This is a genomic window from Streptomyces sp. NPDC052721 (genome assembly GCF_040678315.1).
Lineage (GTDB): Bacteria > Actinomycetota > Actinomycetes > Streptomycetales > Streptomycetaceae > Streptomyces.
In genome coordinates, this window is sequence record NZ_JBFATL010000087.1 from 1 (window position 1) to 11,676 (window position 11,676).

Annotated in this window: 10 protein-coding genes and 1 pseudogene; 7 read left to right on the plus strand and 4 right to left on the minus strand. The window is 70.1% G+C overall.

Annotated elements, in window-relative coordinates:
• Window positions 1-86: 86 nt before the first annotated feature.
• The 3 genes from AB0L21_RS39130 to AB0L21_RS39140 form a co-directional block, all read right to left on the minus strand.
• Window positions 87-791, minus strand: coding sequence for a phosphatase PAP2 family protein (locus AB0L21_RS39130; RefSeq protein ID WP_365788718.1), 705 nt, complete (start codon window positions 789-791; stop codon window positions 87-89).
• A gap of 230 nt (window positions 792-1,021) precedes the next feature.
• Window positions 1,022-2,023 (minus strand): bifunctional lytic transglycosylase/C40 family peptidase, encoded by a 1,002-nt coding sequence (locus AB0L21_RS39135; RefSeq protein WP_365711388.1) that lies wholly within the window; start codon window positions 2,021-2,023, stop codon window positions 1,022-1,024.
• Between the two features lie 101 nt (window positions 2,024-2,124).
• The gene (locus AB0L21_RS39140) at window positions 2,125-2,895 is read right to left on the minus strand and encodes a trypsin-like peptidase domain-containing protein (protein ID WP_365788719.1); all 771 of its coding nucleotides are present in this window, start codon (window positions 2,893-2,895) and stop codon (window positions 2,125-2,127) included.
• 450 nt (window positions 2,896-3,345) lie between these two features.
• Here AB0L21_RS39140 and AB0L21_RS39145 point away from each other — a divergent pair.
• The 7 genes and pseudogenes from AB0L21_RS39145 to AB0L21_RS39175 all read left to right on the plus strand — a co-directional run.
• A pseudogene (locus tag AB0L21_RS39145) lies at window positions 3,346-3,525 on the plus strand (peptidase S8); the annotation flags it as partial.
• Between the two features lie 261 nt (window positions 3,526-3,786).
• On the plus strand, window positions 3,787-4,095 hold the full coding sequence (locus AB0L21_RS39150; RefSeq protein WP_014673544.1) for a hypothetical protein: 309 nt from the start codon (window positions 3,787-3,789) through the stop codon (window positions 4,093-4,095).
• 141 nt (window positions 4,096-4,236) lie between these two features.
• On the plus strand, window positions 4,237-5,061 hold the full coding sequence (locus AB0L21_RS39155) for a hypothetical protein (RefSeq protein ID WP_365788720.1): 825 nt from the start codon (window positions 4,237-4,239) through the stop codon (window positions 5,059-5,061).
• On the plus strand, window positions 5,051-6,376 hold the full coding sequence (locus tag AB0L21_RS39160; protein WP_365788721.1) for a hypothetical protein: 1,326 nt from the start codon (window positions 5,051-5,053) through the stop codon (window positions 6,374-6,376). Before AB0L21_RS39155 ends, AB0L21_RS39160 begins: the two co-directional genes overlap by 11 nt.
• A complete protein-coding gene (locus tag AB0L21_RS39165; RefSeq protein ID WP_365711396.1) occupies window positions 6,373-7,929 on the plus strand; it encodes an SCO6880 family protein in 1,557 nt (518 codons plus the stop codon). Before AB0L21_RS39160 ends, AB0L21_RS39165 begins: the two co-directional genes overlap by 4 nt.
• 14 nt (window positions 7,930-7,943) lie before the next feature.
• Window positions 7,944-9,356, plus strand: coding sequence for an ATP-binding protein (locus tag AB0L21_RS39170; protein ID WP_365711398.1), 1,413 nt, complete (start codon window positions 7,944-7,946; stop codon window positions 9,354-9,356).
• A 22-nt stretch (window positions 9,357-9,378) separates the two neighbouring features.
• Complete coding sequence (locus AB0L21_RS39175; RefSeq protein WP_365788722.1) at window positions 9,379-11,010, plus strand: type IV secretory system conjugative DNA transfer family protein; 1,632 nt, start codon at window positions 9,379-9,381, stop codon at window positions 11,008-11,010.
• On the opposite strand, the gene AB0L21_RS39180 is transcribed toward AB0L21_RS39175, so the two are convergent.
• Window positions 11,007-11,573, minus strand: coding sequence for a GNAT family N-acetyltransferase (locus tag AB0L21_RS39180; RefSeq protein WP_365711402.1), 567 nt, complete (start codon window positions 11,571-11,573; stop codon window positions 11,007-11,009). The genes AB0L21_RS39175 and AB0L21_RS39180 overlap by 4 nt on opposite strands.
• Window positions 11,574-11,676: the final 103 nt, after the last annotated feature.

The window sequence follows — 11,676 nt, forward strand, 5'->3', positions numbered from 1 at the left end:
CGTACTGGATGTACTTGGGTCGGGGCCCGGTGCGGCGAGAGTGCGTGCATGGCGTCGCGCGGCAGACGGGAGTTTGACGACAGGGCCTAGGCCGCGAGGTCCCGTTCCTCGGTCTCCAGGGTGCGGGCGCCGGGCAGCAGGGCGTTGTCCCGGCCGCTGTCCGCCGCCGACCGCCGCCGCACGAGCCACCCGGCGCGCGGCGAGCGCTCCACGGCCCGCATCAGCGGGGTGAGCAGGGCCGTGGCCGGCGGGGACAGCAGCAGGACGACCGCCGTACCGAGGGCGAAGCCGCCGACGACGTCCGTCGGGTAGTGCACGCCCATGTAGACCCGGCAGAAGCCCTCCAGCAGGGCCAGGCCGATGCCGGCGAGGCCGAAGCGGCGGTGGGCGACGAAGAGTCCCACGCCGAGCGCCATCGTGATCGTCGCGTGGTCGCTGACGAAGGAGAAGTCGGTCTTGCCGGAGACGAGGACGTCCAGGCCCTGGTGGTCCACGAAGGGGCGGGGGCGCTCCACGAAACCCCGTATCGGGACGTTCACCAGCACCGCGAGGCCGGCCGCGAGCGGCGCCCACACCAGCGCGGCCACCGAGGGCGCGGCGTCCGCGCCGCCCCGGCGCCGCACGGACCACCAGCACCACAGGATCAGCAGCACCATGGCGAGCAGCAGGCCGTACTCGCCGACGAACTCCATGACCCGGTCGAACCAGTGCGGCGCGTCCTTGGCCAGGCCGTTGATGTCGTAGAGCAGGTCGACGTCGGGGTTCGATCCGGATTCGGCGAGTACAGCCATCGTGCTGCGGCCCCTTCGTCGTCTTCCCGGACGCACCTCATGTGCGTCGCTCCTGCCCCCCGTGGTTCGTAGATCCGCTTCCGCTGCACTGCCGCACTGACGTCCGCTCGGCTACGTCAACAGGAACGCACGCCCACCGTCAATACGTTCCACTCTCCACTGAATGATCACGCAGACGTTATCGAAGAGAGACTCATCACCGCAGCTCAGGGGATGGGTTCACGCTCGGTTCACACCGTCGTGGGGAGCGCTTTTGCGCCATCTTCGGTGACCCGGGTGGCACCGAAGTAGTCGGGGGTGTCGATGGGGTCGAACCGGATCACGGCGCCCGTGCGCGGTGCGTCGATCATGTATCCGCCGCCGACGTAGATGCCCACGTGCCGGATGGCCCGCGAGTCCGTGAGGTCGTCGGAGAAGAACACCAGGTCACCCGGGAGCAACTGGTCCCGTGAGGGGTGCGGACCGGCGTTGTACTGGTCGTTGGCCACGCGCGGCAGGGTGATCCCGACCTTCTCGTACGCGGCCTTGGTCAGCCCCGAGCAGTCGAAGCGCCCGCCCTGGTCGGCGGTGCCGTTGCCGCCCCACAGGTACAGCGTGCCGAGCTTGCTCTGCGCGAAGGCGATGGCGCCGGCGGCCTGCCGGGTGGGGTCGATCCGGGTGACCGGCGCGGCGAAGCTCTTCTCCAGGCTGCGGATGCGCTGGACGTAGTTCCGCGTCTCGCTGATGGCCGGGACCCCACCCGCCCGGATGACGCGGTAGGCGCCCGCGTTGTAGGCGGCGAGCATGTTGTCGGAGACGTTCCCCGGCACGTCCTTCACGTACTTCGCCAGCTCGCAGTCGTACGAAGCCGCCGACGGGATCGCGTCGTCCGGGTCCCAGATGTCCCGCTTGCCGTCCCCGTCGCCGTCGATCCCGTGGGTCGCCCACGTGCTCGGGATGAACTGCGCGATCCCCCGGGCGTCTGCCGGGCTGACGACAGTCGGGTTCCAGCCGCTCTCCTGGTAGAGCTGCGCGGCGAGCAGCGCGGGACTGAGCGCCGGACACAGATTGCCCCACTTCTGCACCAGCGACTTGTAGGCGGCCGGAACGGCCCCCTCGGCCAGCCCCCGGCTCCCCGCGGTCACCCCGCCCACCAGGTTCCCGGCCACGAGATACACCCCGACGACCAGCAGCATGACGAAGCCCATGCCGAGCCCGACGGCCGCCCCACCGATCACCCATACCTTCCGCACGGTTCAACTTTCCCCCATGCGGACGCCGTTCAAGGCCATTTGTGCGCGAAGTGGCGCCATTTCACAGGTGGCGAAGCGCAGGTGACGCGTCCTCAGCCCGCTCAGCCACCGGCCGTGGCATCCCGGTACAGCTCCGCCGCCTCGCTCCCCAGCACCACGCTGTACGACGTGTCCGCCGTCGAACCGCCCTGTTCATGGCCGCCGAGTACGCCGACGACCTGGCCGTCACCGTTGACCCAGGGGCTGCCGCTGGTACCGCTGGTGAAGTCCGGGCAGTCGATGCGCTGTTGGGTACGGCTGTGCGCGACCGGCCTGTTGGTGCAGCTGACGGGCACCTCGCGGGAGTCGGGGTAGCCGGTGACGGTGACGGCGGTGGCGCCGGTGGCCACCCCGGTCGCGAACCGGTTCGCGCCGACCACGTCCTCCAGCCGCTCGCCGTCGCGCCCGGCGACGGCGGCGAAGGCGACGTCGCTGTCCTCGTCCTGCCCCTTGGCCCACCCGTCCGGCAGGAACCGCCGCGTCACCTTCCACACCCCGTACGGCGCCCGACCGCCCCGGTAGCCCGGCGCGAACACCAGATCGCCGTCGGCGCCGGCCACGCAGTGCGCCGCGGTGACGATCAGATCGCCCCGCGGGCTGTGCACCACGGAGGCGGTGCAGAAGTGCCCGCCGGCGAGCCCGCCGGCCCGGTCCGCGTCGAACAGCGCGCCCACCCGTGCGCTGTGCCGGGTCGCGACGGTGTCGGCGGTGACCCCGAGGGGCCCCCGCCCGTCGTCGGCGGCGGCCACGGAGGCCGACGTCAGCGCGAGCAACACCACAGCTCCGAGCAACGCGGGCCGTGAGGTGACCGAGATGCGTGAGGTGCGCTTCATCAGGCCCCACTCTGTCCGACGAAGGTGAGAATCCCCTTCCGACTTCGCTGAGATTTTCCTGTGAAACCTCTCGTTCCCCGTCGGCCGCCAGATCCGCGTCGGCCTCGGCCGCGAAGGTGCCCGGCACGTCAGCGGGGCCCGACGGTGGGACGAGGTCCACCGCCAGCGCCCGGGTCAGCCCGTCGAGGCCCGTCGAGGCCCGCCTTGGCGATGGCGCGGCCGGCGTCCCCGGCGCGGCCTAGCCGGCCCACCACGGCGGAGACGTCGACGACACGGCCCGCGCCACCAGCTGGCTCAGGGCGTACGCCGAGGTCGGACAGGTGTCCAGCAGCGCGCCCAGCGGGGCCGGGCATCGGCGCCTCCCGGTCACCGCACCGTCGCCTTGACCGGCCACTCCACGCTGCGGCCGACCAGGCCGCCTCCAAGTACGTCACCGCGGTCGGCGGCACGGCCGACCCCGCCACCGGCGTCTCCGTCTACGACTCCTACGGCGTCACCGCCGACCGGTACACCTTCGGTGGCACCAGCGCCTCCGCCCCGATCACCGCCGGCGTCTACGCCCTGGCCGGCACCCCGTCCAGCGGCAGCTGCTCCACCAGCTACCTCTGCACGGCCGGGTCCGACGGGCCACGGCACCCAGCCGTGGCCCGTTTTCCCGTCCCCCGTGAGAACATCGACGCGACGCGTCACCCGACCGGTTCCGCTCCGACCTCGTTGCCCGGCGTGACCTGCCGTGATACACAGAGTGACCGAACGGGCTATTCGTACGAAACCCGCCAGTCAATGACGTCAAGTCGACATACGTTGGCGACGTTGTCGGCGACAATGAGGCCTGACCTCTGCACACCGCAGGGGCACCCACGGAACTACCCACCAGGGGCGGTGACTTACATGCTCTTTGCGGCCGACAAGGGAGACATCAACACCATCATCGGCGGGATCGCTCCGGACTGGGGCCCCTTCGGCAGCCTGGGCAACGAGGCCAAGGTGATGATCGAGGTGGTCATGGCCGTGGCCATCCTCCTCTGCCTCGGCATCGCGGTGTGGGGCGCGGCGAAGCAGCGCATCGGCGCCACGGCCCTCCGGGACACCTTCAGCGCCGAACAGGGCAAGGGCCTCATCATCGCCGGGCTCACCGGGGTGTTCATCATCGGATCCCTCGGCACACTGTTCACGATCGTGTACGGCATGGCGGTCTAGCCCGTCCCCTCCACCCCACCCACCCGTCGTGCCCACCGGCTGAGGTTGCGTCTCCCTGATGTCGAGTCACCACACCGCGCCCCCGCGGGAACCAGCACGGCTACCGTCGTACGTCTACGAGGGTGAGGGAGCGCACACGGCATGAGTCCCGGAGACGAACAGGGCTACGACTACCCCGAGACGGGCCACACCCGCACCCGCCTCCCCGACCCCGACCCCTACGGCGGCGCCCCCCGCCGCCCCCACCGCTCCTCCTCCCGCAGCCTGGTCACGGTGGTAGGCGTAGTAGTCCTCCTCATCGCCGCCATCGCCTTCGCGAACCGGGGAGGAGACTCACCTGCTGACGAGGCGTCGGGGAAGGACACCAAGCCCCAAACGTCCTCAACAGCCCCCTCGGGCACCCACCCGGTCGAAACAAAGACCGGCACCATCCCTTCGGGCTTCGCCCGTACAGCCCAGGGGGCCGAGAGCGCGGCGGCGAACTATGCGGTGGTCCTGTGGTCCGACGGCATGGTCGACACGGCCAACAGGCACAGCATCATCGAAGCAGTGGCCGACCCGAGCACCGTGAGCCGGCTTCAGTCGGTTTTCGACGCCAATTACTCTGCGGACTTCCTCAAGAACATCGGTCTCAAGGCCGATGGCAGCGCCCCCAAGGACGCCACCTTCGTCGACCGCACACTGCCGGCCGGCACGAAGACGACGTCGTACAGCAGCGAGGCGGCAACCGTCGAAGTGTGGTGCAACACGCTCTTCGGCCTGGCCGGTGAAAGCTCGAACAACCCTGTGACCAGTGGCTGGTCGACCGTCACCTTCAAGCTGAATTGGGACGGCAGCGACTGGAAGGTGCTGGACACCAGCCAGAAAACAGGCCCCACCCCGATCACCGGAGACAACCCCGTCTCCAGTGCCGATGAGATCGGCAAGGCGGTCAAGGAGTTCGGAGGGTTCACATATGCCCGGTAGCCCGCAGCGCGTCTTCAAGCTCGCCGGCCTGGTGGGCGCCGTACAGGCCGCCACCGTGCTCCTGGCCGCGCGAGCCGCGGCGGCACCCTCGCCCACACCGACTCCCAGCAAGAGCGCCGACTGCTCCCTGCTCGCGCCTCCTGCCCGAAAGTTCTGCGAGTCCGGTGACCCCTCCGGCGGATCCTCCGGTGTCACCCCCGGCAACCCCCTCACCGACTCCCTCGACCCCCTCGCCTCCCTGGCCAAGGGATGTGCCGACGCCGCCGCCTGGACCATCGGCAAGCTCAGTGATGCCGTGAAGGAGACCGCCAACGTCGACTTCACCAATCAGGCCTTTCTGAAGCAGTACGCCGTCGTCTTCGCCGCCTCCACGATCCTCACGCTCCTGCTCTGGCTGCTGGCCGTGGCCAAGCGAGCCGTACGCGGCGTCCCCCTCACCACCGCCATCTCGGAAGCCGTCGGTTTCCTCTGGCTCACCGTGCTGGCCTCCGCCTTCACCCCCCTGATCCTGTACACCGTCGTATCGGCGGCGGACGGCGTCACGGACGTCCTCGCGAAAGCCACCGGCGACCAGGCCGACACCTTCTTCGGCACCTTCTCCGGCGCCCTGAAGAAGGGCAACGACATCGGCGGCGGCCCCATCATGCTGATCGTGGTGTCCCTGGTCAGCATCCTCGCCGCCGGCGTCCTCTGGCTGGAGCTGGTCATCCGCGCCGCCCTGCTCTACGTCGGCGCTCTCCTCGGCACCGTCGTCTACGCGGGCCTGGTCGACAAGAACCTGTGGGGCCACGTCCGCCGCTGGGCCGGCATCATGATCGCGGTCATCCTCGTCAAACCGGTCATCGTGATCGTGCTCGGCCTCGCCGGCGCCCTCTCCGGTGACGGCGGCCCCGACGCGTTCTCCGCCGTCGTCTCCGGCCTCGCCATCATCCTGCTGGCCATCTTCGCCAGCGCGATGATCTACCGCTTCGTCCCCGGCTTCGGCGACGAGATCGCCGGTTCCCGCAGCAACCGCATCATGCAGGGCGCCGAGAGCAAGGCCGCCGCCGTCATCAGTTCCCCGGCCACCCTCGTCGCCCAGGGCATCAAGACCCACAGCACCCGCGCCGACAACAACGGCGGACCGAGCAGCAGCACCCCCCGTCCGGCCAACCCGGTCACCGGCGGCGTCGCCGCCCACAGCAGCCGTACCCCGACCGGAGGCACCGGCGGAGCCGTCCCCTCCGCCACGCCCGCGCCCCGCGCGTCCAGCCCGGTCAACACTCCGCACGCCAGCAACAACCGCAACAACCGCTCGGGAGGTGAAGGGCGTTGACGACCGAGTCCCACCTGTCCCATCCGGTCACGCCCCGCCGTACGTATCTCATCGGCCGCGCCCGGCCGAACGCGATCATCGGCCGGAACCGTGAGTCCGGCGAGATCGCCCTGATCGTCGCCGGCGCGTTCCTCGGCATGATGTGCGGCCTCCTCGTCCCGGTCCTGTCCCTGCGGATCGTGCTGCTGACCGGCTTCCCGCTGCTCGCGCTCGCCGCGGTCTACGTGCCGTACAAGCGCCGCACGTTCTACAAGTGGTTCGAGATCAACCGCAGCTACAAGCGCACCGTCAAGCGGGGCGCCGCCTACCGTTCCGCCGCCATGGAGGCCGGGACCCGGTTCGACGGGCGCGAGATCGAGATCGGCCCGCCCCCGGGCATCGGCCGCATCACCTGGCTCGCCGCGCCCTTCGGTCCGGACGAGATCGCCGTACTGCTGCACGCCGACCGCAAGACCGTCACCGCCGCCATCGAGATCGAGGGTCCCGGTGTGGGCCTGCGCGACTCGGAGGACCAGGAGGCGCTGGTCGACCGCTTCGGCACCCTGCTCAAGCACGTCGCCAACGGGGACGGCTTCGTCACGCGCCTGCAGATGCTCGCCCGGACCCTGCCGGCCGACCCGGACGCGCACGCCAAGGACGTCGCCCAACGCGGCGACTCCCGCGCCCCCGGCTGGCTCCAGCAGTCGTACGACCAGCTCCAGTCCATGGTGTCCACCAGCAGCGAGCAGCACCGCGCCTACCTCGTCGCCTGTATGCACTACAGCCGCGAACTGGCCGCCGAGGCACACGCCATGGCCCGCGCCGTCCGCGCCCGCGGCGGCAAGGTCGACCGGGACGCCGGGCTCGCCGTCGTCATGGCCCGTGAGCTCACCGACATCTGCTCGCGGCTCCAGGAGGCCGACATCCGCGTACGGCAGCCGCTCGGTCAGGGGCGGCTGGCCTCCCTCATCCACTCCATGTACGACCCCGACCACCCCATCGACCACATCCAGGCGATGACCCAGCGCAACGCCTGGCCGGCCGAGCTGGACGCCACGGAGCCCACCTATCTCCAGGCCAAGACCCGGGAGTCGTCCACCCGCGCGCCCTGGTGCCACGCCACCGCCTGGGTGAAGGAGTGGCCGATGACCCCCGTCGGCGTGAACTTCCTCGCCCCGCTCCTCGTCCACACTCCGGACGTCATCCGCACGGTCGCCGTCACCATGGACCTCGAACCCACCGAGGTCGCCATCGAGCGGATGCTCACCGAGAAGACCAACGACGAGGCCGAGGCGTCCCGCGCCGCCAAGATGAACCGGACCGTCGACCCGCGCGACATCGCCGCGCACAACCGCCTCGACCAGCGCGGCGAGGACCTCGCCAGCGGAGCCGCCGGCGTCAACCTCGTCGGCTACATCACCGTCTCGTCCCGTTCCCCGGAGGCCCTCGCCCGCGACAAGCGGACGATAAGGGCCTCCGCCGGCAAGTCGTACCTCAAGCTGGAGTGGTGCGACCGAGAGCACCACCGCGCCTTCGTGAACACACTTCCGTTCGCCACCGGCATCCGAAGGTAGGGGCTGATTCGCCGATGCGGGATCCGCTGTCCGTCCTCACCGAGGCCTTCACCTCCTTCCTCTTCGGGAAGGTGGAGACGACCCGGCTGCCGGTGCGCACCTCCACGGGCCAGGCCCAGGCCGTCTACCTGCCCACGGCCGCGCCCGGCCTCGGCGACTCCGGCGTCATCATCGGCCGCGAGGTGTACTCCGGGAAGGGCTACATCTACGACCCCTTCCAGCTGTACGGCCAGCAGCTGCCGGCCCCGCACTGGCTCGTCCTCGGCGAGTCCGGGAACGGCAAGTCGGCCCTGGAGAAGACCTACGTCCTGCGCCAGCTCCGCTTCAAGGACCGCCAGGTCGTCGTCCTGGACGCCCAGGGCGAGGACGGGGTCGGCGAATGGAACCTCATCGCCCAGGAGCTGGGGATAACGCCGATCCGGCTGGACCCGATGGCCGCCCTGGACCACGGCATCCGCCTGAACCCGCTGGACCCGGCGATCACCACCACCGGTCAGCTGGCACTGCTCCGCACGATCATCGAAGTGGCGATGGGCCACGGCCTGGACGAGCGTTCCGGTTTCGCCCTGAAGGTCGCCCACTCGTACGTCAACGAGACCATCGTGGACCGCCAGCCGGTCCTGTCCGACATCGTGGAGCAGCTACGGCACCCCGAGCCGGAGTCGGCGGAGGCGATGAACGTCGCCATAGACGACGTACGGGCGTGGGGCCTCGATGTCGCCCTGGTCCTGGACCGGTTGGTCGACGGTGACCTGCGCGGCATGTTCGACGGCCCGACGACGGTCGGCATCGACCTGGACGCCCCGCTGATCGTCTTCGACCTCTCCCACATCGACCGCAACTCCATCGCCATGCCGATCCTCATGGCGATCGTCGGCGTGTGGCTGGAGCACACCTGGATCCGCCCCGACCGGAAGAAGCGCATCTTCCTGGTCGAGGAGGCCTGGCACATCATCAACAGTCCGTTCGTGGCCCAGCTCTTCCAGCGACTGCTGAAGTTCGGCCGCCGGCTCGGCCTCTCCTTCGTGGCAGTGGTCCACCATCTGTCCGACGTCGTCGACGGAGCGGCGGCGAAGGAGGCGGCGGCCATTTTGAAGATGGCGTCGACCAGGACGATCTACGCCCAGAAGGCCGACGAGGCGAGGGCCACGGGCCGGGTCCTCGGCCTGCCCCGCTGGGCGGTCGAGATCATCCCCACGCTGACGCCGGGCATCGCGGTCTGGGACGTCAACGGCAACGTCCAGGTGGTCAAGCACCTGGTCACGGAGACGGAACGGCCGCTGGTCTTCACCGACCGCGCGATGACCGAGTCCTCCAGCGACCTCACGGCCGACGACGCCCTGCGCGCGGCCGAACTGGAGGCCGAGCAACGGGCCGCTGCCTTCGTGGAACAGCACGTGGGCGACTCGGAGTCGACGGTGGCGTAAGGGGACGTAAGGGGAGCACAGGGTGAGACCGGACGACCGCCGCGAGGACCGCCGGGACAGCCGCCGGGAGGGCCAGGGCGGCATCCCCGACGGCCTGCTGATCGGCATCCTCGCGTTTCTCCTCGGCATGACCGTGCTGGTGTGGACGGCCACGGGCCTGGCGGCCTGGTTCGCCCAGGGCGCCTGGCCCACCGGCGTCACGTTCACCCGCACGCCCCTGGCCATGCGCCACCTCATCGGCCGTCCCCACGACATCACCGGCGCCTGGCCGGACACCCCGCCGTCCGAACTCTCCGGCTGGGGCCTGTTCTGGGGCCTCTTCATAGGCCAACTGATGATCCTCTTCGTCCTCACGATGTTCGTCCTGGGAACGGTGGCACGGTGGAAGGCCGGGAGGACCCGGAGGGCTGCCGACGAGGGCGGGGGAATGGCGGGGCCTGGACCGACGCGCGGCGGATCGGCGACGGCCGGGCCGGCGGGTACGGGATCGGTGAGCGCCGGGGCAGCGGGAGCTGGAGCTGACGGGCCGGGGGCTGGTGGGCCTGGGGCTGGTGGGCCTGGGGTTGGCGGACTCACGACTGCTGGGCCGGGCGTCGGCGGGCCCGCCGGGCCTGTGTTCGAGAGTGCCGCGTCCGCCTTCGCCCCTCAGCATGAGGTTCCGGCACCTCGCGGGGAGGCCGGGACGCTGGGACCGGGCGCCTTCTCGGCCGACGGTGAACGGGTGGGCGGCTGGGAGAAAATCGTCATCGCACCCAGGGAAAGCCGCCTCACCACCGCGACCCACGCCATCCGGACGGCCCCCGGCCCCACCCTCGTCGTCACCTCCAACCCCACCCTCTGGTCGGACACTAAGGACGCGAAGGCCAAACTGGGCCCCACGCTCCTCTACGACCCCACTCACCTCTGTGACACCCCGGCCCGCCTTCACTGGTCCCCGACCACCGGCTGCGAGGACAAACGAACGGCGCTGCACAGAGCAACAGCCCTGCTGGCCCCCGTACAACCCACCGCCAAGATCGACCAAGCGGTGGCGGACACAGCGACCACGCTCCTCCGCAGCTACCTGCACGCCGCCGCCCTGGACAACCGCACCATCCGTCACGTCCACCGCTGGTCGCAGGGCACCCAGGTCCAAGAGGCGGTCCGCACCCTCCGTACCCACCCCAAGGCCGCCCCGGGCGCCGCCGGCGAGCTGGAGGCTGCCCTCACCGCCCACCCCGAACGCCGCGACATCGCCCAGGAGCTGACCAGCAGGGCCCTCGCGGCCCTCTTCACGGTCAACATCCGCGAAGCCTGCACTCCCAACCGAAATGATGCGCTCGCCTTGGATTCCTTCATCCAAGAAGGGGGCACGCTTTATGTGGTCGGTGAATCCATCGAGGACCCGCGGAGCAATCCGGGCGCGATGCCGCTCCTGACGGCCCTCGTCTCCAGCGTGGTCGAGCGCGGCCGGCGCATGGCCGAACGGTCATCCTCCGGTCGGCTCGACCCACCACTCACTCTGGTTCTGGACGACATCGCGGCCGTGGCCCCGTTCCCGGAGCTGCCGGCCCTGCTCGCCACCGGAGCCGACCAGGGCCTGCCGACGCTCGCCCTGCTCCGCTCCCGCGAACAGGCCCGCTCCCGCTGGCCCCATCAGGAGCTGCCGGTCTAGGCGGGCCGCACCAGAACGAACTCCCTCTCCTGCTCCGCCTCGTCCTTCGAGAAGGACACCACCAGGCCACTCGGTACGAAGCCGATCTTCCGGTACGCCGCCTGCGCTCGCGCGTTGTCCTCATGGACGAACAGCCGCACCCGCTCGGCCGCCTGCTTCCACGCCCAGGCGACACCGGCCTCGAACAGCGCCTCGATCAGCCCGTTCCCCCGGTGCTCGGGCCGCACGTACACCCCGACGACGTGCCCTTGCCGCCGCTCGACCGGAAATCCGGCCCAGTCCTTCGTCCCGGCCTCTTCGATGAGTACGGTGACGGAGCCGGCCCACGTCCCGTCGGGCGCCTCGGCGATGAACTGGAGGGCCGTGGTGGAGCCCTCCCCGGAGGTGACGGCCCGGTCCTGCCAGAAGGAGTCGGGCTTAGCCGCAGCGTTCTCGTAGGTCTCCAGAAAGGCGAGGTGCGCGACAGGGTCCCGCAGGGCGTCCAGCCGCAGCTCCTTCACCCGCTCCCAGTCATCGGGCCGTATGGCGCGGACAATGTACTCGTTCCCGGCGAGAAGACTCATGCGACCACCCTAAACGCAGAAAACCCCCGCACCGAAGTGCGGGGGTTTCCTCAAAAATTGTTCGGCGGCGTCCTACTCTCCCACAGGGTCCCCCCTGCAGTAC

What these genes read in the sequence shown, in the direction of transcription:
- AB0L21_RS39130 (WP_365788718.1), bottom strand. Translation starts at nt 791, where the DNA reads ATGGCTGTACTCGCCGAATCCGGATCGAACCCCGACGTCGACCTGCTC.
- AB0L21_RS39140 (WP_365788719.1), bottom strand. Translation starts at nt 2,895, where the DNA reads ATGAAGCGCACCTCACGCATCTCGGTCACCTCACGGCCCGCGTTGCTC.
- AB0L21_RS39150 (WP_014673544.1), top strand. Translation starts at nt 3,787, where the DNA reads ATGCTCTTTGCGGCCGACAAGGGAGACATCAACACCATCATCGGCGGG.
- AB0L21_RS39155 (WP_365788720.1), top strand. Translation starts at nt 4,237, where the DNA reads ATGAGTCCCGGAGACGAACAGGGCTACGACTACCCCGAGACGGGCCAC.
- AB0L21_RS39160 (WP_365788721.1), top strand. Translation starts at nt 5,051, where the DNA reads ATGCCCGGTAGCCCGCAGCGCGTCTTCAAGCTCGCCGGCCTGGTGGGC.
- AB0L21_RS39170 (WP_365711398.1), top strand. Translation starts at nt 7,944, where the DNA reads ATGCGGGATCCGCTGTCCGTCCTCACCGAGGCCTTCACCTCCTTCCTC.
- AB0L21_RS39180 (WP_365711402.1), bottom strand. Translation starts at nt 11,573, where the DNA reads ATGAGTCTTCTCGCCGGGAACGAGTACATTGTCCGCGCCATACGGCCC.